Source organism: Cellulomonas iranensis NBRC 101100 = JCM 18110 (genome assembly GCF_001552375.1).
GTDB classification, from domain to species: domain Bacteria; phylum Actinomycetota; class Actinomycetes; order Actinomycetales; family Cellulomonadaceae; genus Cellulomonas; species Cellulomonas iranensis.
Genome location: NZ_BCRB01000001.1, coordinates 1 through 22,137, shown reverse-complemented (window position 1 = coordinate 22,137; position 22,137 = coordinate 1). Strand labels below are relative to the sequence as shown.

Sequence of the window (22,137 nt, the reverse complement as noted above, 5' to 3'; positions counted from 1 at the left end):
GTCCGCGGCGGCGGCGCCGGGAGACCGGTGACGTTCACGCCGTCGCCTCGAGCCCGGCCGTCGAGAGGACCGCGACGGCCTGCAGGCCCGCGGCGATGTCCTCGCGCGTCACGTCGTCGACGAACGTCGCGGCGCCGATGCCGACGGGCAGCGGCAGGCGCTGCCGCCCGTCGCGGTGCCGCGTCGTGTCCTCGAGCGCACGGACGAGGTCGTCGAGCCGCATCGCCGGGTGCGTGGTCGGCAGCCCGAGACCCGTGAGCGTCGTGAACACGCGGTCGGCCTGCTCCGGGGTCACGAGCCGACGGTGCAGCGCGATGCCCGTGGTGAGCGCCATGTCGAGCGCGACCGCCTCGCCGTGCAGGAGCTCGGGCAGCGCGCGCATCTCGATCGTGGGGCTGAACGTGTGCCCGTAGTCGACGACGCGCTCGAGCACGTGCTCCCAGAGGTTGGGGCGGAGCTCGTCGAGCATGCCGCCGATCGCCCGCTCGAGGACCTCCCGCTCGACGGGGGTGCCGGACTGGAAGCGCGACCGCAGCACGGTGGATCCGTGGGCCTCGAGCAGGTCGAACAGGCGCTCGTCCTTGATGAGCGCGATCTTGAGGATCTCCGCGAGCCCGTTGGACACGTGCCGGGCGTCGAGGGTCGCGAGGAACGTCGTGTCGAGGACGCTGCGCGAGGCCGCGAAGTAGGTCCCGATCTTGTTCTTCCCGGTCCGGAAGTTGACGCCGGTCTTGACCCCGACGCTCGCGTCGACGATCCCGATGAGCGTGGTCGGCACCCGGACGAACGGTGTGCTCCGGCGGTAGATGCTGCTGGCGAAGCCGACGATGTCCGTGAGCACACCGCCCCCGATCGCGATGATCGGCTCACGGCGCCGGTCGAGCTTGAACGCGTCGACCGCCTCCAGGACGGTCTCGACGGCGGACCACTGCTTGCTGGCCTCGCCGTGCGGGAGGACGAGGACCTGGTGATCGCGCAGGTTCGTCCGCGCGTAGGCCCGGATGCGGTCGCCGTAGATCTCGTCGACCGTGCTGTCGGTGACGATGAGGCGACGCGCGCCGCGCTCACCGTCGAGCAGGGCGGGGTTGTCCGGGTGGAGCACGTCGGTGGTGGTCTCGACGCGGTACTCCACGGGTTGGTGGGCGGACACGGTCCAGGCGCTGGCGATGGTCATGATCAGACCTCCTGTGACGACGCGGTGGCGGGGACGGTGAGCGGGACGACGGCGGGAACGGCGGGTGCTGCGGGGGCTGCGGGTCGGCGGCGTGCGTCTCGCGACGGCAGCCGCAACGCCCGCAGGCGCGTGTTGGCGGGCGTCTCGACCCAGCGCCAGAGGGCCCAGGCGGCGCCGAGGCTGACGGCGAGGACGAGCGCGACCAGCAGGGCCGCCCCGAGCGGCGGCAGGCCTGCCGCGGGGACGAAGCGGCGCGTGGCGGTGAGCACGATGTCGTGCACCATGTAGAGCGCGAACGAGATCTCGCCGAGCCGGACCGCCAGGGGCGTGGTGAGCACGGCGGGCGGCGTCGGAGCCTGCGCGACCGCGACGACCAGCGCCGTCACGGGCAGCACGAACACGGCGTCGAGCGTCCACAGCACGGGCACGACCAGGCTGAGCAGGTAGCCGGCGGCGACGAGCCCGAGCGCCACGACCACGGGCACGCGGGGCAGCGCACCCTCCCGCACCGCGCGGGCCGCGAGCATCCCGAGCGCGAACTCCAGGAACCGGACCAGCGGGAACGCGTACACCGACCACACCTGCAGCACGGAGGCACCGAGCAGCGGCGACTGGGCGTGCGCGGGGCCGAAGACCGCCCCGACCGGCAGCTGCCGGGCCACCAGCGGCAGGAGCACGACGACCACGACCAGGGCCGCCCCGGCCGTGACCAGGTGGCGCCGCGGCACGCGTGCGACGAGCGGCAGGGTGACCGGGAAGAGCGCGTAGAAGACCATCTCGGCGGACAGCGACCAGCTCGGGTGGTTGATGCTGAAGAAGGCCGTGTCGCGCGGCACCCAGGAGTGCAGCAGGAGCAGGTTGGCGCCCGCCTCCCACACGAGCGCACCCCCGAGGCCTGCGACGGCCAGGGCCACGGCGAACGTCACCACGTGGTTGGGCACGATCTTCGCGACGCGGCGCCACAGGAACCGGCCGGGGGTGTCCCCCGGACGCGCGGACCACGTGAGGACGAAGCCCGACAGGACGAAGAAGAACGTGACGCCGAGCCAGCCACCGTTGCGCAGCACGCCCTGCAGGGGGTCGACGAGCGCGGGTGCGTCGAGGAAGAAGCGGTTGAGGGACAGGTGGAAGACGACGACGACCAGCGCGGCGAGGAAGCGCAGGCCGGTGAGCGCGTCGAGGCGACCGTGCGGCGCGCCTGCGGGCTGGTCAGCTGACCGGGAGGCTCTGTGCATGGCTGAAGAGTCCCTTCGGGTCGTAGGCCGCCCGCGCCCGGACGAGGCGCGGGAGGTTGTGCTTGTAGTAGAGGTCGAGCGAGCTGAGGCCCGAGGTGTTGTGGGCCGGGTCGTCGAGGTCGGTGTCGGCGTAGTTGACGAAGGCGCCGTCGGTGTCGGCGTTCGGGACGGGGACGCCGCCGGTGTCCGCGAACATGGCGGCGTAGGTCGAGCGGGTCCACGCCAGGTTCGCGGCGTCGTCCTCGGGGTCGTCCCAGATGGACACCACCTGGAACTTGATGATCGAGTCACGCTGCGCGACGGCGGTCGCGTCGGGGGCCACGGTGTTCACCGCCCCGCCGTAGGACGCGATCATGAGCAGCGCGCCGGGGTGGGAGAACGACGGGTCGGTCAGGGCGCGGTAGGCCGCCGCGACCGCGGTCGGGGTCCAGGTGCGACGCAGGTACGCGGACTTGCCGTCGAACCTGCGCGTCGGGTCGGGTCCGGTGAAGCCGGTCCACTGCGTCCCCTGCAGCCAGGGCACGCGTCGACGCTGCAGCACGGTCGGCACCGGGATGCCCTGTGAGAGCGCTCCTACGTGACGGTCGAGGACGCCGTCCGCGTCGGGCACGCCCGCGTCGACGACCGTGTCCAGGGTGATCGTGCCGTTGGCGCGGTGCCAGGTCTTCAGCTGCGAGAACAGGCCGGCCTCCGGCGTGCCGGCCGCGCTGTGCTCCTCGTGCCACCGCCCGTGGTTCGCGAGCAGCCGCCCGAAGCTCGCCTCGTCGAGGTCGTCCCACCGCCACGCGACGGTCGAGAGGATCACGTGCCGCGGCGGGGTGGGCAGGGCGGCCTCGGGCCGGTCGCCCGCGGCCGCCGGCGACCGCAGCCAGTACCGCGTCGCGACGCCGAAGTTGCCGCCGCCACCGCCCGTGTAGGCCCACCACAGCTCATGGTCGGGGCTGCGGGGGTCGCGCGTCCCGACGGACGTCCGCACCGTGCCGTTCGCGCGCACGTGCACGGCCTCGACCGCGGCGAGGTGGTCGACGACGAGGCCGTCGCGGCGGTTCATGCTGCCGTAGCCGCCGCCCGCGATGTGTCCACCGGCCGCCACGGTGGGGCAGTTGCCTGCCGGGACGTACACGCCCCACTGCTTGTAGAGCAGCTGGTACACGGCGCCGAGCTGGGCCCCCGCACCGACCTCGAACGCGCGCCGGCGCGGGTCCCAGCGCACCTGGTTCATCGCCGCGAGGTCGATGATCGCGGTGACGTCGTCGTTCGAGACGAAGCTCTCGTACCCGTGGCCGCCGCTACGGACGGCGGGCCTCAGCCCTAGCCGCTGGATCGTCCGGATCTCGGCCGCGACCTCGCTCGCGTCCCGCGGGAAGGCGATCCGTCGCGGCGACCCGATCCACCGCAGGTTGGTGCCCTGCCGCAGGTCCTCCCACTGCTCGGAGGCCGGGGTGACGACCCGGTACGGACCCGGCGCGGGCGGACGCGCGTCCTCGGGCGGCGCGTCGAGGCCCCGGAGCCCGAACCCGGCGAGCGCCGCAGCCCCGAGCGTCGCCGTGCCCGCGCCGAGGAACGCGCGTCGTGAGGTGGTGGTCATGCGGGGACCCTCCGTGCGATCGGGGTGCGGGTGTGCGCCGCACCGTCCTCGTACGGCAGGGTGCCGTCGGGGAGGTTGATGAGCTCGAGCTGCACCCCGGTGGGTGACAGCACGTAGTTCCAGCGGTCGCCCGCGATCGGGCCGTCCGTGATCGTCTCGGGCTCGCCGAGCGGCACGAACCCCCCCGCCTCGAGGAGCGCCGCGCGCGCCGCGTCGACGTCGTCGGCGTGGAAGGCCACGTGGTGCCCGCCGACGTCGCTGTTGGCGGGACGCGGTCCCGCACCGGGGGCGTCGAGCACCGCGACGGCCGCGCCGCACTCCCCCGCGAGCACGACGCCGCGGGCGCCGAACGCGTCGACGCCGCCGGTCCGCCGCAGCCCGAGCACCGACTGCAGCTCGTGGACGAACGGCGCGACGTCTCCCCGATGCACGAACAGGGCGCCGAGCAGCTCGTCCTTCCCGGGCTGCAGCGCGAGCGCGATCCCCGACGGCAGCAGCACCTCGAACCCGCCCGGGGCGTGCGCCGGGCGCACGGCCGCCACGCGGGCGAGCTCGCGCGCGGCGGCGGTCGGGTCGGGCGTGCGCTGCAGCAGCGCGAAGCCGCCCGCCTGACCCGGCAGCGGACCGGGACGGCGCGGCCCGTCCCCGGCGTACTCGAAGAGCTCGAGGTTGACGGCGCGCGCGTTCACGGCCGCGACCCGCAGCGTGAACGCCCCCCGGGCGCCCAGCTTCTCCGTCATCCACCCCGGGTACGGCTCGTCGAGGGGCCCCTCGACGTAGCAGAGCCCTGCGCCGAGCGCGTCCCCGAGGTCCCTGACCGCGTCGTCGAGGTTCGCGACGGTGAGCCCGAAGTGGTCGATCCCCCGTGTCGGTGCGTGCGACATCTGCCCCCCTGTCAGTGTCGTGGCCGTGCTGGTCGGTCAGAGCTGGGTGCCCCCGGTGGCGTCGAGGACCTGCCCGGTGACCCACCGCGCGTCGTCGGACGCGAGGAACGCGACGGCGCCCGCGACGTCGTCGGGCCGCCCGACGCGCCCGAGGCTGGTGCTCGCGGCGACCTGGGCGATCGCCTCGGGGTTGTCGCGCAACCAGCTGGCGTTGATGTCGGTGTCGATGACGCCCGGCGCGACGGCGTTCACCGTGATGCCCCGCGCGCCGAGGTGCTTGGCGAGCGTGAGGGTGAAGGCCTCGATCGCGCCCTTGGTCATGGCGTAGCCGATGATCTCGGGGAACGCGATGCGCGTGACGCCGGACGAGATGTTGACGATCCGCCCTCCGTCGCGCAGGCGGCCGAGCGCCTCGCGCACCAGGAGGTACGGCGCGGTCACGTTGATGCGCTGCTGGAGCTCGAGGTCGGCCGGGTCGAAGTCCTCGATGGTGCCGCGCAGCGTCACGCCGGCGTTGTTCACGAGCGTGTGGATCTGGTGCGCGTCGATCCCGGCCTCGGCGGCCGCCTTGTCGTGCGCGTCCCAGAAGGCGGTGGCGACGTCGTCCGCCGCGAGGTCGGCGCGGAAGGCGTAGGCGGTGCCGTGGTCGCGCCGGATCGCGGCGACGGTCTCGGCCGCGGCCTCGGGGTTCGACCCGTAGTGGACGCCGACCGCGAACCCGTCCCGCGCGAGGCGCGTGGCGATCGCACGGCCGATCCCGCGGCTCGCGCCGGTCACGACGGCGACCCTCGCGGCCTCCTGCTCGATGCCCTGTGCTGTGCTCTCGTGGCTCATGCGGGTAGAGTGGCATACGTGTAGTGATCACTACAAGAGTCGATCTCGTACCGGTTCGGGAGGTCCGCCCCCGCGACTACGCTCGTGACGAGGACGGCGGGGGTCGTCGGCGACCTCGGCCCCGCCCGGACCGGGTCGACGTGGACCGGGAGCACGAGGCGGGAAGGACACCGATGTCTGGTCGCGCAGGTCAGGGGCGGCGCTTCGACGTCGAGGAGGCGCTCGACGCGGCCCTCGCCGTGTTCTGGGAGCACGGCTACGAGGGCGCGTCGCTCGCGTCGCTGACCGAGGCGATGGGGATCAACCCGCCGAGCCTCTACAAGGCGTTCGGCTCCAAGGAGGAGCTGTTCTTCTCGGTCGTGCGTCGCTACAACGAGACGCACGGGGCGTTCCTCGGCACGGCGATCCGTGAGGAGCGGGACGGCCTGGCGATGCTGCGGCGCGTGCTGTTCGAGGCGGCCGAGCACTACCCGTCGCGCGACTACCCCGGCGGGTGCCTCGTCATCAGCGCTGCCGTGACCGTGACCGAGGCGAACCGTCACGTCGCGGAGCGGCTCGCGACGATGCGCCGTGAGAACGTCCTGGCGATGGCGCAGCGGCCCGACGTGTCCGAGGCCATGGCCCGGTTCACGGGCGCGACGCTGCAGGGCATGAGCCAGCAGGCGCGCGACGGCGCGACCGCCGAGGACCTGCGGCACATCGCGGAGCTCGCGACGATCGCACTGGAGGTGGCGGCGCACGCGCACCGGAAGGTCGCCTGAGCGGTCCGCGGAGGTCACGACGCGCGCGCCACGGACTCGACCTCGAGCGCGATCCCGTCCGACCACGGCGCCGTCACCCACGTGACGAGCGGCGGCCGCGTGACGGCGCCGAGGCGGACGCGCGCGGTGCGGCCGTCGGGCGTCGACGCCTTGAGGACCCGCACGCCGTCCCACCGTGCGACGGGGTCGGGGTGGTCCGCCAGGTACTGCTCGACCGCGGCCCGCACGGACGCGTCGGTGAGCGGCACCCCGGCGGACCCGCGCCCGCCGCCGGGCTCGAAGTACCGCTCGCTGACCTGGTCGGCCGCGGCGAGCGCGGCCAGGTCGGCGGTGGCGAGCAGCCGCTTGCGGTCGAGGTGCACCCCCGTCGCGGCACCGACGACCAGGACGAGCGCGAGCGCGACCACCGCGAAGCCGAGGGACAGCAGCATCACCTGACCGTCGTCCGGCCCGCCCCACGCGCGTGCGCGGACCGCCCTGGCGAGCGTCCTCACCGCGCCACCCGGTAGGCGTCCACCGGTGCGACGCGCTGCGCGCTCACGGGGACCTCGAGGGGAAGGGCGTCTGCGACGAACGCGGGCACGAACGGCAGCGGCACGCGCACCTCCACGGTCGCCGCGACCTCGGCACCGGGCGTGAGGCACGGGGACGCCGAGCACGTGAGCGCGAGCGCACCGGCCGCGTCGTCGTCGAAGCCCTGGTCGCGGAGCGCGACGCCGACGACCGTGACGGCACGCTCGGCGCCCTGCGCCGCGTCGTCGGCCGCCACGTACACGCGCGCGGCCTCGCGCGCGGCACCCTCGACGGCGAACGTCGCGGCCTGGACGCGTCCGAGCACGAGCACGAGGTAGACGGTCGGGACGAGGAGCACGAGCGTGACGCCGAGGAACTCGACGAGGGCGCTGCCGTCGTCACCGCCGGTGCGCACCCGTCGCGCGGCCCACCGCCGCAGCCGGCCGACCCACCGGCGCGACGCCGCGCTCACGCGTCCTCCACGGGGGCGTGCCCGCGCAGCTCCATGACGCCGGCCGGGCCGAGCAGCCCGACCACCGGTAGCGGGGCGCGCACCGTGACGCGCACCAGGCGCAGGCCGTCGACGACGACCTCGTCCGCCGTCACGTCCTTCGCGTACGACGCGGCGAGCGACGAGCGCAGCAGGTCACCCGCGCGAGCGGCGCCGTCGGCGGGCGCGCGCCCGACGTGCGCCGCGTACCGGGCACCCTCGGCCGCCGCGTCGACGCACGTGTTGCGCACGTGCTGCACCAGCGCGAGCTGCACCACCGCGACGAACAGCACCACCACGAGACCACCGACGAGCGTGAAGTCGACCACGGCGGCCCCGGCGTCGTCTCGCCGCGCGGCGCTCAGCCGCCGGAGCGCGGCGAGACGCCGTTCACGGCCTCGACGAACAGGCCGCGCAGCGCGTCCTCGGCGACGAACCACAGCACGGCGACCAGCCCGGCGGTCATGAGCGTCACGAGCACCCAGCCGGGCACGTCGCCCCGGTCGCCGCGCTCCCCCGCCGCCGGTCCGGTGCGCCGCACGAACGCGTCCCACGTCCGCTGCCAGATCTTCATCCTCGACCTCCGTCGTCGTCAGGAGCACGCCGGACGACGCCTCCTCGTGCACGGCGGGCGGGCTCACAGCCCCACCCGCAGGACCACCGCGCTGGGGAAGACGGCGAACACGACGGTGACCGGCAGGATCAGGAACACCACCGGCACCATCATGAGCACCTCCTTGCGCCCGCCCGTCTGCATGAGCGCCCGACGCCCCTCCTCGCGCACGTCCTGCGCCTGCGCGCGCAGCACGTCCGCGAGCGGCGAGCCGCGCTCGACCGCGACGGCGACCCCCTCCGCGAAGCGCGCGAGCGCGGGCAGGCCCGTGCGGTCGGCCAGACCCTGCAGCGCGCTCGCGAGGGGCGCACCGGCGCGCGCGTCGGCGAGCGTCCGCGCGAGCTCGTCGGCCAGCTCGCCGTGGGTCTGCCGGACGACGCGCTCGAGCGCGCCGGTCGCCCCTTCGCCCGCTCCGACGGCCAGCGCGAGGAGCTCGGTGACCGTGGGCATCTCGGCGAGCAGGCGCGCCTCGCGCCGGGCCACCTGCCGGCCGAGCCACCAGTCCGGGGCCAGCGCGCCGACGAGGCCCGCGACCACGACCAGTGCGACGAGCGGCACGACCGCCCCGCCGCGCGTGGCCGCGAGCAGGACGGCGAGCGCGAGCCCGGCCGCGAGGCCGAGCGACCCGGCGACGACCTGCTGCGCGCGGAGCTGCTCGACCGTGTCGGACCTGCCCGCACGGGCGAGCCGGCGGCGCAGCTCGGCCGAGGAGGAACCGAGCCGGGAGACCACGCGCACCCCGTCCGCCAGGAACGGGGCGACGATCCGTTCGACGACCCCCCACGGTCCGCGCACGGGCTCGGCGCGCAGCAGCGACGACGTGCCGCGCGTGCGCAGGTACGGGCCGACCCGCTGGTCGAGCGTGATGCGTCGCGCGCGCAGCCGCGCGACGACGAGGACCGCGCCGCAGCCGCCGAGCAGGCCGACGAGCCCGCCGAGGAGCGCCGGGCTCACCGCAGGACCCGCGGGTCGTCGGGCAGGCGCGCGACGCGCACCATGAGCCGGTAGGCGACGACGGTGACGACGGCACCCGCGACGAGCAGCACGGCACCGGCGGGCGAGTCGTACGCCGAGATGGCCTCGGGGCGCGACGCGAGCATGCCCAGCACGACCCACGGCGCGGCGACGGCGAGCCGCGCGGCGTACACGGTCCAGCCCTGCCGCGCCTCGAGCTCGCCCCGCGTGCGCAGGTCGTCGCGCAGGAAGGACGACAGCGTCCGCAGCAGGCGCCCCAGGTCGGTGCCGCCGACGTCGCGCGTGAGCCGCAGCGCCTCGACGATGCGGTCGGCGACCGGGTCGGCCAGGCGGTCCTTGAGGGCGTCGAGGCTGTCGGCGAACCGACCCGTCGCGCGGTAGTCCTCGGCGAACGCCCGGAACGGGGCGCGCAGCTCGGCCGGGCCCCGGTCGCCCAGCTGGGCCACCGCCTCCGGCAGGGCGAGCCCCGCGCGCACGCCCGACGCGAGGTGGTCGACGACGTCGGGCCACAGCTCGCGCGCCCGGGCGAGGCGCCGGCGGGCACGGCCCCGCACGAGGGCCCACGGCGCACCCGCGGCGAACGCCGCGACGCACCCGGTGACGGCCGGGACCGGCACCACGAGGAACGATGCCGCCGCGACCACCAGCCCGACGGCGGCGCTCGCCGCGACCAGCCCGCCCGGCGACACGCCCGTCACCTCGGCCTGCGTGAGCACGTCCTGCACGCGCGCCGCCCAGCCGCCGGAGCGACCCACGACACCGCCCGCGCGCGGCCACCACGACCACCACACGCACGCCAGCCCGACACCCAGCAGCAGGCCCACCACGACGCCCACGCTCACGACCTCCGCAGCAGGGACGCGACGTCGACGCCCGCTCGCGCGAACCGCTCCGGGTGCGGCGGGAAGCCGTCGCCGCGGACCAGGACGCCGTCGCGCGTGGTGAAGAGGTCGGCCGTCTCGACGACGCCGGCCTCGACCCGCCCGGGGACGGCGACGACCTCACGCGTGCGTCGACGGCCGCGGGCGTCGAGCTCGAGGTGGACCACGAGGTCCACGGACGACGCCACCGTGGGGACGACGAACCGGTCGGAGATGTTCTCGCCGGCCAGCAGCGGCAGCGTGCACAGCTTGGTGAGCGCCTCGCGCGCCGAGCTCGCGTGGATCGTGCACATCGCCGGCACGCCGCTGTTGAGCGCGATGAGCAGGTCGAGCGCCTCGGCCTCGCGCACCTCGCCGACGAGCAGGCGGTCGGGGCGCATGCGCAGCGCCTCCTTGACGAGGCGACGCAGCGTGATCTCGCCGGTCCCCTCGAGGTTCGGCTGCCGCGTCTGCATCGCGACCCAGTCGCGCACGGCGGGACGCAGCTCGAAGACCTCCTCGCAGCTGATGACGCGCTCGCGCGGCGGGACGGCGCCCGCGAGCGCGTTGAGCATCGTCGTCTTGCCGGCCTGCGTGGCGCCCGAGACGAGGACGTTGAGCCCGACCCGCACGGCCGCGTGCAGGAACGCCGCGGCCTGCGGCGTGAGGGACCCGAGGGCGACCACGTCGTCGAGGCTGGTGGCGCGCACCACGTACTTGCGGATGTTGACCGACCAGTGCCGCCGCGTGACGTCGGGGATCACGGCGTGCAAGCGCTCCCCGCCCGGCAGCGACGCGTCGACGAACGGGCTCGACAGGTCGAGGCGCCGGCCGGAGACCTTGAGCATCTGCTCGACCAGGTCGCGCACCTGCGCGTCGGTGAGGATCGTCGTGGTGAGCTCGGGCTCGCCGCGCCGCGCGACGAACACCTGCGAGGGGCTGTTGATCCAGATCTCCTCGACCTCGGGGTCGTCGAGGTACCGCTGCAGGGGCCCGAGGCCGGCGACGGCGTCGACGACGGCCTTGTGCGCGGCGGCGGCGTCGCCGAGCGCGGGGACCGCTCCGAGCAGCGAGCGCTCGTCGTAGTCGGCCATGGCCGCGTGGACGAGCGCGACGACGCCCGCGCGGTCGCGCACGGGGTCGACGCCGCGGCGTCGGATGAGCTCGCGCACCTCGCTCTCGAGGATCGCCACCCCGTCCATGCCGCCGCCCCCTGCCGTGCCACCTGCACCGACGCACGCCGGTGTCTGGTTCGTCCGATTCGGGCGTCACGGTAGGGCATCACGCCGCGCGGCGGGTCGGGTCGTCCACAGGCACGGCCCGTCGGGTGACCCGGATCACCTGTCCGGGTGATCCACCCGGCGGTCCGGTCGGGCGGCCGGACCGACGGGGCCGCCCCGCGCGCCGGGGCGCGACGCGCACCGCCGGTCCCGTGGCCGGACGCGCGTGCGCCGCTAGGTTGTGAGCGTGAACACTCCTCCTCCCACGGGTGACCAGCACGTGCTGCGGCACGGTGACCAGGTCGCCGTCGTCACGTCCGTCGCGGCGAGCGTCCGCGAGTACCGGGTCGGCGAGCGCGACGTGCTCCTGCCGTTCGACGTCGGCACGATCGCGCCGGCCTTCTCGGGTGCGGTGCTCGCGCCGTGGCCCAACCGGCTGCGCGACGCGACGTACCGCTTCCGCGACGTGACGTACCAGGTCCCGCTGACCGAGCACGAGCGCCTCACCGCGCTGCACGGCCTCGTCGCGTACGCGCGGTTCGACGTCGTCGAGGCCGCGGACGACGCGGTGACGCTGCGCCACGACCTCGTCCCCACGCCCGGCTACCCGTGGCCGCTGCGCCTCGACGTGACGTACCGCCTGGCCGACGACGGCCTGACCGTCACGGTCGCGACGACGCACCTCGGCGAGGGCGTGGCGCCCTACGGGGTCGGCTTCCACCCGTGGCTGTCCCCCGGCCCGGGCGGTGTCGACGCGAGCACGCTGCGCCTCGACGCGGCGCGCCGCGTCACGGTCGACGACCGGCTCCTGCCGATCGGCACGCAGGCGGTCGCCGGCGACTACGACCTGCGCGAGGGCAAGCCCCTCGCGGGCGTCGCGCTCGACGACGCGTGGCTCGACGTCACGCCCGACGCCGAGGGCCGCACGTGGGCGGCCCTCACCGGCTCCGACGGCCGCACGGTCGCCGTGTGGGCCGACGCGACCCTGCCCGCGTGGCAGGTCTGCACGGGCGACGGCATCCCCGGCATCGAGCGCCGCGGCGTCGCGGTCGAGCCCATGACGTGCGTGGCCGACGCGTTCCGCACGGGCGACCTGCTGGTCGAGCTCGAGCCGGGCACGACCCACGAGGTGCGCTGGGGCCTCCAGCTGCGCTGAGCACGACGCGCGTCGGCGCACGAGCACGGGCGGGTCCGCTGCGGCGGGCCCGCCCGTGGCGTCCCGGCACGGGCCGGGGCACGGCCGACGTCCGTGCGCGTCGCGGGGACGGACGCGTCGCGACGCCTGCTCCGTCAGGAGGACGGCCGTGTCAGGCCGAGCGCGGCGCACGCCTCGACGCCGACCCTCGCGGGTGCCGGCGGGACGACGTCAGCCGTAGTACTCGCCGTCGGACTTGACGCCCTTGGTGTACTCCCAGTGCCACGGCTCGAACGGACCCGAGCCGCCCTTGCGCGCCCAGGACGGGTTCTCCCAGCCGAACGTGCCGGCCATCTCGTTCATCCACGCCATCTTGACCGAGGAGTTCTGCAGCCCGCACAGGTCGACGGCGAGCCCCCAGCCGTGGTTGCTCTTGCCGGGCGTCGCCGCGAGGCCGCCCTTCTCGGCCTTGACGGCCTTCTGCTGCGCGAGCGTGCGGTAGCCCGAGCTCAGGCACAGGTCCGTGCCGAACTTCGCGATGTGCACCTCGTTGAGCTCCGCGAGCGCGACCGCCGCGTCGGCGCGCATCTGCGTGCGACCGTCCCACAGCGTGCACAGGTCCTTGGTGGCGAGCAGACCGTTCTCGCCCGACGGGCGGACCGAGCCGTCGCAGCCGGGAAGCGCCGAGCGCTCCTCGCCGCGCGACGCGACGAGCTCGCGCACGCGGGGCGTGCCGTCGGCGGAGACCAGCGCGGTGGGCGGCAGGTCCGACAGCGGCATCGCCGTCAGCGCCGACACGGTGGACGGGCCGTCGACCCGGGTGGACGCGCTCGCGGCCGTCCCCACCACGACCTGGCCGTCGGCCATGCCCTGCGAGACGGGGACCACGACGGTCACCGCGACGAGCGCGGTCAGCACCCCGCCACGGCCCAGCACGGTCGCGGAGCGGCGGCGCGGCGCGGCCGCGGTGGCCTCGACGGGAAGCGCGTCGACGGGGGTGCGGGTCGCGGGGACGCCGCGAGAACGGCGCACACGTGCGGCAGGTTCCGCTCGGTGGGATCCCACGACACCTCCGTTCCGACGTCCCCGGTTGCCATCGGTCCCCCGATGCGGTCACGGAACCATAACGGCACCCGGCCGTCGGCTCCAAGACCCGATCAGGTCACATGCCCGACCCGATCCGGACACACCTCGCGACACGCCGCTCGACACGCCGCGCCTTCACCGATCTCTCACGGGCCATGTCACAACCTCGGGGCGGGCACGGCCTGGGCCGGACGTCCCGCGGCCCGTCGCCGCCCCGCGCTGCTCAGTGCAGCTGGCCGCGCTGCATCGCGTCGCGGACCTCGCCCACGAGCTCCTCGAGGATGTCCTCGAGGAACACGACACCGGCCGTGCGTCCGCCGTCGTCGACGCGCGCGAGGTGCGACCCCGAGCGCTGCATGGCCGCGAGCGCCGTCTCGACCTCGTCGTCCGGCGTCACCACCGCGAGCGTCCGCACGCGCCACGCCGGCACGGGCGCCGTCCGCGTCTGCCCGTCGGCGTAGAGGACGTCCTTGATGTGCAGGTAGCCGGTGGGCAGCCCCGCGTCGTCGACGACCGGGAACCGGCTGAAGCCCGTGCGGGCCACCAGGTGCTCGATGTCGTCCGGCGTGCCCGACGCGTCGACGGTCACGAGCTCGTCGAGCGGCACCATGACCTGCGCGGCCGTGCGGTCCGAGAACTCGATCGCCCCCGCGAGCAGGCCCTGCTCGTCGGCCAGCAGGCCCTCGGCCTGCGAGCGCTCGACGATCGACTGCACCTCCTGCGCCGTGAACGCCGACGCGACCTCGTCGCGCGGCTCCACCCGGAACAGCCGCAGCACGTGGTTGGCCAGCCAGTTGAGCGCGACGATCACCGGACGCATGACCCGCGCGACCCACACCAGCGGCGGGCCGAACAGCAGCACGGCCCGGTCGGGGCCGGACACCGCGAGGTTCTTGGGCACCATCTCGCCGAGCACGACGTGCAGGTACACCACGACGAGCAGCGCGAGGACGAACGCGATCGGGTGGGTGAACGACCCGGGCACGCCGAGCGCCTGCAGCGGCCCCTCGATCGCGTGCGCGATCGCGGGCTCGGCCACCAGGCCCAGGCTGGTCGAGCAGATGGTGATGCCGAGCTGCGCCGCGGCGAGCATGAGCGAGACGTGCTCCATCGCCCACAGCACGGTCGCCGCGCGGCGGTCCCCGCTCTCGGCGAGCGGCTCCATCGACGAGCGCCGCGCCGACATCAGCGCGAACTCGGCGCCGACGAAGAACGCGTTCGCCGCGAGCAGGACCACGGCCAGGGTGAGCGCGAGCGTGCTGTCCATCACGCCTCCTGCGTCGCGTCGTCGGTGAGGTCGCTGACGCGCACGCGCTCGACGCGGCGGCCGTCCATGCGCTCGACGACCAGCCGCACGTGGCCCTCCACGACCTCGTCGCCCTCGACCGGGATGCGGCCGAGGCGCGCCATGAGCAGCCCGCCCACGGTCTCCCAGGGGCCGTCGTCGGCCACGCGCAGCCCGGTCGCCTCGTGCAGCTCGTCGGGGCGCAGGACGCCGGGCAGCACCCAGGACCCGTCGCCCTGACGGGCGAGGCTGCTGCGCGTGCGGTCGTGCTCGTCCGCGACCTCGCCGACGAGCTCCTCGACGACGTCCTCGAGGGTCACGGCGCCGGACGTGCCGCCGTACTCGTCGACGACGACGGCCATCTGCAGGCCCTGCCCGCGCAGGTCGACCAGCAGCGGCCCGAGCCCCACGGTCTCGGGCACGCGCGGCGCGTCGACCATGAGGGCCGCGGCCGGCACCTCGGCGCGCCGGTCGTGCGGCACGGCCATCGCCTTGCGCAGGTGCACGAACCCGACGACGTCGTCGACCGAGTCCCCGATCACGGGGAACCGCGAGTGCCCGGTCTGGCGGGACAGCGCCATGACGTCGGCGGCGGAGTCGTCGCGCCGCACGACGACGAGCCGTGTGCGGTCGGTCATGACGTCGACCGCCGTGAGCGTCGAGAAGTCGATCGAGTTGGTGAGCAGCGTGGCGGTCGCGGCGTCGAGCGTGCCCTGCTCGGCGGAGCGCCGCACGAGCGACGCGAGCTCGGCCGGGGACCGCGCGCCGGACAGCTCCTCGCGCGGCTCGACGCCGACGCGCCGCAGGATCGTGTTCGCGGTCCCGTTGGTCGCGGCGATCACGGGACGCAGCGCGGACGTGAAGCCCGCCTGCAGGGGCGCGACGAGCCGCGCGGTGCCGAGCGGCCGCGAGATCGCGAAGTTCTTGGGGACCAGCTCGCCGAACAGCATCGAGAACCCGTTGACCAGGACGAGGCCGACGACGGCGGCGATCGCGGTGACCGCGGCACCGGCGACGCCCGCGGCCTCCAGCGGCACGCCCAGCAGCCGCACGACCGCCGGCTGCGTCGTGTACCCGAGCAGCACGGTCGTGATCGTGATGCCGACCTGCGCGCCGGACAGCTGCGTCGACAGGTGCCGCAGCGCCCGCAGGACCGAGCGCCCCCGCGTGTCGTCCTCGGGGGTCTGCTGCTCCACGAGGCCGGGGTCGAGCGTCACGAGCGAGAACTCGGCGGCGACGAACACCGCGGTCCCGGCCGTGAGGAGCACGCCGAGGCCCACGAGGAGCCAGTCGGTCAGCACGCGGCGACCACGTGCGCGGTGCCGGCGCGGGACGTGCCGGCGCGTGGCGGACCCGCCCGGTGGTGCCGCGCGGCGGCACGTCGGGAGCGGGTGCGGGGGGACGAGGAGGTGCCGGCTCGCTCGCGTCGCACGGGGGCCCGACCCCCGTGACGGCCCGGGCGCGCGCTGGGCGCGACGGGGACGCGATGCCGGCAGCGACTCGAGCTGCTCATGGTGAGCGACATCCTACGGACAGACCGGACGACCGCGTGGCTCGCCGGGCCCGCGCACGGGTCCGTGTGCCACTCTGGCCCCATGGTCACCACCGTGTCGCGCCCGGGCACCACCACGGTGCTCGTCGTGGAGGACGAGCCCGCCATCGCGCAGGCGATCGTGCACCGCCTCGCCGCCGAGGGGTGGACGGTCGAGTCGGTCGGCGACGGCCACGCCGGCGTCGCGGCGGCCGCGCGGCTGCAGCCCGACGTCGTCGTGCTCGACGTCATGCTGCCCGGCATCGACGGGCTCGAGGTGTGCCGGCAGATCCAGGCCGAGCGGCCCGTGCCGGTGCTCATGCTCACGGCCCGCGACGACGAGACCGACATGCTCGTGGGGCTCGGCGTCGGCGCGGACGACTACATGACGAAGCCGTTCTCGATGCGCGAGCTCGTGGCGCGCACGAAGGTGCTGCTGCGCCGCACCGAGCGCGCGGCGCGCGCCGCCGAGCTCGCGACCGTGCAGCAGCCCGACCCGCCGCTCGTCGTCGGCGACGTGACGATCGACAGCGCGCAGCGCCGCGTCCTGCGCGGCACCAGCGAGGTGCACCTCACCCCGACGGAGTTCGACCTGCTGCTCACGCTCGCGTCGTCGCCGCGCACCGTGCTGACCCGCGAGCGGCTGCTCGCCGACGTGTGGGACTGGGTCGACGCGAGCGGCACGCGCACGGTCGACTCCCACGTCAAGGCGCTGCGCCGCAAGCTCGGGCCGGACCTGATCCGCACCGTGCACGGCGTGGGCTACGCGTTCGAGCCCGCGGACGACGGCACCCCGGCGGACGACGCGTCGTGACCTCGCCGTCGTCGCCCCCCGCCCGGCACGTCCGCGGCGACGACCGCTGGCACCTGCCCGACGTGCGCCCGCTGGACCCGTTGCGCAGCATCAAGATCAAGCTGGGCGTGCTGGTCGCGTCGACCGTGACGATCGCCGCGTTCGTCATCTGGTGGGGCTACGGGCGCTCGCTCGGGCCCAGCAGGACGCTGCCGCTGGCGATCGTGCTGTCGCTGATCCTCACGCAGCTGCTCGCGCGCGGCATGACCTCGCCGCTGCGCGAGATGACGGTGGCCGCGCGCGCCATGGCGGCGGGCGACTACAGCCGGCGCGTGCGCTCGACCAGCCGTGACGAGGTCGGGCAGCTCGCCGAGGCGTTCAACACCATGGCGGACGACCTGCAGCAGCTCGACACGTTCCGGCGCGAGCTCGTCGCGAACGTGTCGCACGAGCTGCGCACGCCCGTGACGGCGCTGCAGGCCCAGCTCGAGAACATGGTCGACGGCGTGAGCGAGCCCGACCCGGCGACGCTCGCGACAGCGCTGGCGCAGACCGAGCGGCTCTCGCGCCTGGTGTCGTCGCTGCTCGACCTGTCGCGGGTCGAGGCGGGCGCGATGGAGCTGCGCACGCAGGACGTGCCGCTCGCGGACCTGCTCGGCGAGGCCGCCGACGAGGCGTCGCTGGTCGGCGCGGCCAAGCGGCTGCGGTTCGGCGTGGACGTCGAGCCGGCCGACCTGACCGTCCCGGCGGACCCCGAGCGCCTGCACCAGGTGGTGGCGAACCTGCTGCAGAACGCGGCGCGCCACTCGCCCGAGGACGACGAGGTGCAGGTCGTCGCGCGCCGCGTCGGCGAGGACGTGCAGATCGACGTCGTCGACCACGGCCCGGGCATCGCGCGCGAGCAGCGCGCGCACGTGTTCGAACGGTTCGTGCGGGGCAACACTCCGGCGCTCACGGGCCAGGGCTCGACGGGCGGGACGGGCCTGGGGCTCGCGATCGTGCGGTGGGCCGTCGAGCTGCACGGCGGCTCGGTCGAGGTCGCCGACTCCGCGTCGGGGTGCACCATGCGCGTCCGTCTGCCGGCCACGCCCGCGACCCGCGCTTGAGCCGGTCAGCACGCCCGCTTGCCCCGCGATTTCCCCGGCGTTGACGCACGCGCGGCGTCGGGGTGAAGAGGCTGCGCAGATACCGCCACGCACGGTCCGCAAGGGGCCTGGGACCCAGGCGACCACGTAGTGTTGTCATCAACAGAACTGGCGACGGCGCGGTCCGGTACCGCGCACCGGAAGTGGGCGATCCCAGCGTGACGCAGAACGCGCAGTCCGACTCCCCCCGTGCCGACTTCGGCGCGAACGAGTGGCTCGTCGACGAGCTGTACGAGCAGTACCGGAAGGACCGCAACGCGGTGGATCCGGCCTGGTGGGACTTCTTCGAGGGCTACAAGCCCGAGACGTCGTCCACCGGCTCGAACGGCGACGCGAGCACCGCCCCGACGACGGGCGGGACGACCGACGCGGCGACGACGCCGCCGGGTCAGGGGGCCGCCACCCCGCCGGGGGACGCCGCCACGGGCGGGTCCGACCCGGCGACCGCCGCACCCGCTCCCGCCGCACCCGCTCCGGCCGCGGCGGCGAACGCGCCCGCGGCCCCCGCCCGGCCCGAGGTGCCCACGGGTCCCTCGCCCGTCGCGACCGCGCAGCCCGCGACCGCGCCCTACGCCGAGGTCGCGACCCGCCGCTCCGCCGGCGACGGCGTGCAGCCCGTCGACGACGTGCAGAAGCTGCGCGGCCCCGCGGCCCGCGTGGTCACCAACATGGAGGCGTCGCTCGAGGTCCCGACCGCGACCTCGGTGCGCGCCGTCCCGGCCAAGCTCATGGTCGACAACCGCATCGTCATCAACAACCACCTCGCGCGCGGCCGCGGCGGCAAGGTCTCGTTCACGCACCTCATCGGCTTCGCGCTCGTCGAGGCCGTCGGCGAGATGCCCGCCATGAACGCGGCCTACACGCTCGTCGACGGCAAGCCGGGCGTGCTGCAGCCCGCGCACGTCAACCTGGGCCTCGCGATCGACCTGGCCAAGCCGGACGGCACGCGCCAGCTCCTCGTGCCGTCGATCAAGAAGGCCGAGACGCTCGACTTCGCGCAGTTCTGGACGGCCTACGAGGACGTCGTGCGGCGCGCGCGCAACGCCAAGCTCACGGTCGACGACTTCGCCGGCACGACGATCTCGCTGACCAACCCCGGCACGATCGGCACCGTGCACTCGGTGCCGCGCCTCATGCAGGGCCAGGGCACGATCGTCGGCGTCGGCGCGATGGACTACCCCGCCGAGTTCGCGGGCACGTCGGACGAGCAGCTCAACCGCATGGGCGTCTCGAAGGTCCTGACGATCACGTCGACCTACGACCACCGCATCATCCAGGGCGCGCAGTCCGGCGACTTCCTGCGGATCCTCGGGCGCAAGCTGCTGGGCGAGGACGGCTTCTACGACCGCGTGTTCGCGGCGCTGCGGGTGCCGTACGAGCCCGTGCGCTGGGTGCGGGACGCGAACCACGACCCGGACGCCGAGGCGATCAAGCCGGCCCGCATCGCCGAGCTCATCCACGCCTACCGCTCGCGCGGGCACCTCATGGCGGACACCGACCCGCTCGCGTACCGCCAGCGCAAGCACCCCGACCTGGACGTGCAGAACCACGGCCTGACGCTGTGGGACCTGGACCGCACGTTCCCCACGGGCGGGTTCACCGGCAAGACGCGCGCCACGCTGCGCGACGTCCTCGGCCTGCTGCGCGACTCGTACTGCCGCACGGTCGGCGCCGAGTACATGCACCTGCAGGACCCGCGGCAGCGCCGCTGGCTGCAGGAGCGCCTGGAGTCCGGGTACGCGCGCACGCCGCGCGAGGACCAGCTGCGCATCCTGCGGCGCCTCAACGCCGCCGAGGCGTTCGAGACGTTCCTGCAGACCAAGTACGTCGGGCAGAAGCGGTTCTCGCTCGAGGGCGGCGAGTCGCTCATCCCGCTGCTCGACGCGATCCTGTCGCGCGCCGCGAACGGCGGGCTCGACGAGGTCGGCATCGGCATGGCGCACCGCGGCCGGCTCAACGTGCTCGCGAACATCGCCGGCAAGTCGTACGGGCAGATCTTCAGCGAGTTCGAGGGCAACCAGGACCCGAAGTCGGTGCAGGGCTCGGGCGACGTGAAGTACCACCTCGGCACCGAGGGCGTGTTCACGGCCGAGTCCGGTGCGACGACCGCGGTGTACCTCGCGGCCAACCCGTCGCACCTCGAGGCCGTCGACCCGGTGCTCGAGGGCATCGTGCGCGCCAAGCAGGACCGCATCGACCTCGGCGGCGACGGCTTCTCGGTGCTGCCGATCCTCATCCACGGCGACGCGGCCTTCGCGGGCCAGGGCGTGGTGTTCGAGACGCTCAACCTCGCGCAGCTGCGCGGGTACCGCACGGGCGGCACGATCCACGTCATCGTCAACAACCAGGTCGGGTTCACCACCGGCCCGTCGTCGTCGCGGTCCTCGCAGTACGCGACCGACGTGGCCAAGGGCCTGCAGGTCCCGATCTTCCACGTCAACGGCGACGACCCCGAGGCCGTCGTGCGGGTCGCCGAGCTCGCGTTCGAGTACCGCGAGCAGTTCGACCGCGACGTCATCATCGACCTCGTCTGCTACCGCCGCCGCGGGCACAACGAGGGCGACGACCCGTCGATGACGCAGCCGCTGATGTACAACCTCATCGAGGCCAAGCGCTCGGTGCGCAAGGCGTACACCGAGACGCTCGTGGCCCGCGGCGACATCACGCTCGAGGAGGCCGAGCAGGCGCTGCGCGACTACCAGTCGCAGCTCGAGCGGGTGTTCACCGAGACCCGCGAGGACGGCTGGACGCCGCCCGCGGCGGACAGCGAGACCGTCGCCGGCCTCGAGCGGCCCGAGTCGCAGCACGAGGACGCGGGCGTCATGGTCGGCTGGCAGACCGCCGTGCCGGCGTCGGTGCTGCAGCGCATCGGCCAGGCGCACGTGAGCCCGCCCGAGGGCTTCACGGTGCACCCGAAGCTGGCGCAGCTGCTCGCCAAGCGCGAGCAGATGAGCCGCGAGGGCGCGATCGACTGGGGCTACGGCGAGATCCTCGCGTTCGGCTCGCTGCTCGTCGAGGGCACCCCCGTGCGGCTGGCCGGGCAGGACTCGCGCCGCGGGACCTTCGTGCAGCGGCACGCCGTGCTGCACGACCGGGAGACGGGCGCCGAGTGGACGCCGCTGCTGTACCTGTCGGCCGACCAGGCGAAGTTCTGGGTGTACGACTCGTCGCTCTCGGAGTACGCGGCCCTCGGGTTCGAGTACGGCTACTCGGTCGAGCGCCCCGACGCGCTCGTGCTGTGGGAGGCGCAGTTCGGCGACTTCGTCAACGGCGCGCAGACGGTCATCGACGAGTTCATCTCGTCGGCCGAGCAGAAGTGGGCGCAGCGCTCGTCGGTCGTGCTGCTGCTCCCCCACGGCTACGAGGGCCAGGGCCCCGACCACTCGTCGGCGCGCATCGAACGGTTCCTGCAGCTCGCGGCCGAGGACAACATGACGATCGCGCAGCCGTCGACGCCCGCGTCGCACTTCCACCTGCTGCGCCGTCAGGCGTACCAGCGCCCGCGCCGCCCGCTCGTGGTGTTCACGCCGAAGTCGATGCTGCGGCTCAAGGCAGCGACGTCGTCGGTCGAGGACTTCACGTCCGGCACGTTCCGCACCGTGATCGGCGACGACCTCGCGTCGGCCAAGGCCGACCAGGTGACCCGTGTGCTGCTGTGCTCGGGCAAGGTCTACTGGGACCTGCTGGCGCACCGCGTGCAGTCGGGCGACCAGCAGACCGCGATCGTGCGCCTCGAGCAGCTGTACCCGCTCGAGCCCGACGCGCTGCGCGACGCGCTCGCGCCGTTCGACGGCGCCGAGCTGGTCTGGGTGCAGGACGAGCCGCGCAACCAGGGCCCGTGGACGTTCGTGTCGACGCACCTGCCGCAGGTCGTCGAGCGCCCGGTGAGCGTCGTGTCGCGGCCCGAGTCGGCGTCGCCGGCCGCGGGCTCGGCCAAGAAGCACGCGGTGGAGCAGAAGGAGCTCGTCGAGGCGGCCTTCCGCCGCTGACGGCCCCCTCGGCCCCCGTGCGGACG

At 74.5% G+C, this 22,137-nt stretch carries 20 protein-coding genes; 5 read left to right on the top strand and 15 right to left on the bottom strand.

All coding sequences use genetic code 11. From position 1 onward, the window contains the following. Positions 1 to 34 precede the first annotated feature (34 nt). Genes CS2_RS00100 through CS2_RS00080 form a run of 5 tightly spaced genes read right to left on the bottom strand, consistent with a single transcriptional unit; the run spans position 35 to position 5,715 of the window. Positions 35 to 1,174: a sedoheptulose 7-phosphate cyclase gene (locus tag CS2_RS00100; RefSeq protein WP_070318373.1), complete on the bottom strand. Its 1,140-nt coding sequence runs from the start codon at positions 1,172 to 1,174 to the stop codon at positions 35 to 37. A 2-nt stretch (positions 1,175 to 1,176) separates the two neighbouring features. Next, positions 1,177 to 2,409 carry an acyltransferase family protein gene (locus CS2_RS00095; protein WP_070318372.1) on the bottom strand — a complete coding sequence of 411 codons (1,233 nt, stop codon included), beginning with the start codon at positions 2,407 to 2,409 and terminating at the stop codon, positions 1,177 to 1,179. Then, on the bottom strand, positions 2,384 to 3,997 hold the full coding sequence (locus tag CS2_RS00090; protein WP_070318371.1) for an FAD-binding oxidoreductase: 1,614 nt from the start codon (positions 3,995 to 3,997) through the stop codon (positions 2,384 to 2,386). Before CS2_RS00090 ends, CS2_RS00095 begins: the two co-directional genes overlap by 26 nt. Then, positions 3,994 to 4,881: a VOC family protein gene (locus tag CS2_RS00085; protein ID WP_070318370.1), complete on the bottom strand. Its 888-nt coding sequence runs from the start codon at positions 4,879 to 4,881 to the stop codon at positions 3,994 to 3,996. Before CS2_RS00085 ends, CS2_RS00090 begins: the two co-directional genes overlap by 4 nt. Before the next feature lie 36 nt (positions 4,882 to 4,917). Beyond that, the gene (locus CS2_RS00080; RefSeq protein ID WP_070318369.1) at positions 4,918 to 5,715 is read right to left on the bottom strand and encodes an SDR family NAD(P)-dependent oxidoreductase; all 798 of its coding nucleotides are present in this window, start codon (positions 5,713 to 5,715) and stop codon (positions 4,918 to 4,920) included. 173 nt (positions 5,716 to 5,888) lie between these two features. Here CS2_RS00080 and CS2_RS00075 point away from each other — a divergent pair, with 173 nt between their 5' ends. Next, on the top strand, positions 5,889 to 6,476 hold the full coding sequence (locus CS2_RS00075) for a TetR/AcrR family transcriptional regulator (protein WP_070318368.1): 588 nt from the start codon (positions 5,889 to 5,891) through the stop codon (positions 6,474 to 6,476). Between the two features lie 14 nt (positions 6,477 to 6,490). Here the strand turns inward: CS2_RS00075 and CS2_RS00070 are convergent, their stop codons facing one another. The 7 genes from CS2_RS00070 to CS2_RS00040 all read right to left on the bottom strand — a co-directional run bounded on the left by CS2_RS00070 (position 6,491) and on the right by CS2_RS00040 (position 11,129). Further along, the gene (locus CS2_RS00070; RefSeq protein ID WP_070318420.1) at positions 6,491 to 6,907 is read right to left on the bottom strand and encodes a pilus assembly protein TadG-related protein; all 417 of its coding nucleotides are present in this window, start codon (positions 6,905 to 6,907) and stop codon (positions 6,491 to 6,493) included. A 59-nt stretch (positions 6,908 to 6,966) separates the two neighbouring features. Continuing rightward, positions 6,967 to 7,461 (bottom strand): pilus assembly protein TadE, encoded by a 495-nt coding sequence (locus CS2_RS00065; RefSeq protein WP_082739546.1) that lies wholly within the window; start codon positions 7,459 to 7,461, stop codon positions 6,967 to 6,969. Next, on the bottom strand, positions 7,458 to 7,808 hold the full coding sequence (locus CS2_RS00060; RefSeq protein ID WP_233421011.1) for a TadE/TadG family type IV pilus assembly protein: 351 nt from the start codon (positions 7,806 to 7,808) through the stop codon (positions 7,458 to 7,460). The genes CS2_RS00065 and CS2_RS00060 overlap by 4 nt, the downstream gene beginning before the upstream one ends. 32 nt (positions 7,809 to 7,840) lie before the next feature. Next, positions 7,841 to 8,053, bottom strand: coding sequence for a hypothetical protein (locus tag CS2_RS00055; protein ID WP_082739544.1), 213 nt, complete (start codon positions 8,051 to 8,053; stop codon positions 7,841 to 7,843). Positions 8,054 to 8,116: 63 nt separating this feature from the next. Further along, entirely contained in the window at positions 8,117 to 9,046 is a 930-nt protein-coding gene (locus CS2_RS00050; RefSeq protein ID WP_070318367.1) for a type II secretion system F family protein, read from the bottom strand. After that, complete coding sequence (locus CS2_RS00045; RefSeq protein WP_070318366.1) at positions 9,043 to 9,903, bottom strand: type II secretion system F family protein; 861 nt, start codon at positions 9,901 to 9,903, stop codon at positions 9,043 to 9,045. The genes CS2_RS00050 and CS2_RS00045 overlap by 4 nt, the downstream gene beginning before the upstream one ends. A gap of 2 nt (positions 9,904 to 9,905) precedes the next feature. Then, positions 9,906 to 11,129, bottom strand: a complete 1,224-nt coding sequence (locus CS2_RS00040; protein ID WP_070318365.1) for a TadA family conjugal transfer-associated ATPase — start codon at positions 11,127 to 11,129, stop codon at positions 9,906 to 9,908. 265 nt (positions 11,130 to 11,394) lie between these two features. Between CS2_RS00040 and CS2_RS00035 the strand changes: the two genes are divergently transcribed. Beyond that, positions 11,395 to 12,303, top strand: a complete 909-nt coding sequence (locus CS2_RS00035; RefSeq protein ID WP_070318364.1) for an aldose 1-epimerase family protein — start codon at positions 11,395 to 11,397, stop codon at positions 12,301 to 12,303. Positions 12,304 to 12,513: 210 nt separating this feature from the next. On the opposite strand, the gene CS2_RS00030 is transcribed toward CS2_RS00035, so the two are convergent. From CS2_RS00030 to CS2_RS00020, 3 genes are all read right to left on the bottom strand, one after another. Beyond that, positions 12,514 to 13,347, bottom strand: a complete 834-nt coding sequence (locus tag CS2_RS00030; RefSeq protein WP_134851091.1) for a M15 family metallopeptidase — start codon at positions 13,345 to 13,347, stop codon at positions 12,514 to 12,516. A 244-nt stretch (positions 13,348 to 13,591) separates the two neighbouring features. Then, positions 13,592 to 14,635, bottom strand: a complete 1,044-nt coding sequence (locus CS2_RS00025) for a hemolysin family protein (protein ID WP_046527920.1) — start codon at positions 14,633 to 14,635, stop codon at positions 13,592 to 13,594. Further along, the gene (locus tag CS2_RS00020) at positions 14,635 to 15,954 is read right to left on the bottom strand and encodes a hemolysin family protein (RefSeq protein ID WP_206119950.1); all 1,320 of its coding nucleotides are present in this window, start codon (positions 15,952 to 15,954) and stop codon (positions 14,635 to 14,637) included. Before CS2_RS00020 ends, CS2_RS00025 begins: the two co-directional genes overlap by 1 nt. 294 nt (positions 15,955 to 16,248) lie before the next feature. On the opposite strand from CS2_RS00020, the gene CS2_RS00015 reads away from it, so the two are divergent. The 3 genes from CS2_RS00015 to CS2_RS00005 all read left to right on the top strand — a co-directional run bounded on the left by CS2_RS00015 (position 16,249) and on the right by CS2_RS00005 (position 22,111). Next, a complete protein-coding gene (locus CS2_RS00015) occupies positions 16,249 to 16,998 on the top strand; it encodes a response regulator transcription factor (protein WP_046527919.1) in 750 nt (249 codons plus the stop codon). Continuing rightward, positions 16,995 to 18,083 carry a HAMP domain-containing sensor histidine kinase gene (locus tag CS2_RS00010; RefSeq protein ID WP_046527918.1) on the top strand — a complete coding sequence of 363 codons (1,089 nt, stop codon included), beginning with the start codon at positions 16,995 to 16,997 and terminating at the stop codon, positions 18,081 to 18,083. The genes CS2_RS00015 and CS2_RS00010 overlap by 4 nt, the downstream gene beginning before the upstream one ends. A gap of 197 nt (positions 18,084 to 18,280) precedes the next feature. After that, the gene (locus CS2_RS00005) at positions 18,281 to 22,111 is read left to right on the top strand and encodes a multifunctional oxoglutarate decarboxylase/oxoglutarate dehydrogenase thiamine pyrophosphate-binding subunit/dihydrolipoyllysine-residue succinyltransferase subunit (RefSeq protein ID WP_070318363.1); all 3,831 of its coding nucleotides are present in this window, start codon (positions 18,281 to 18,283) and stop codon (positions 22,109 to 22,111) included. The last annotated feature ends 26 nt before the right edge of the window (positions 22,112 to 22,137 follow it).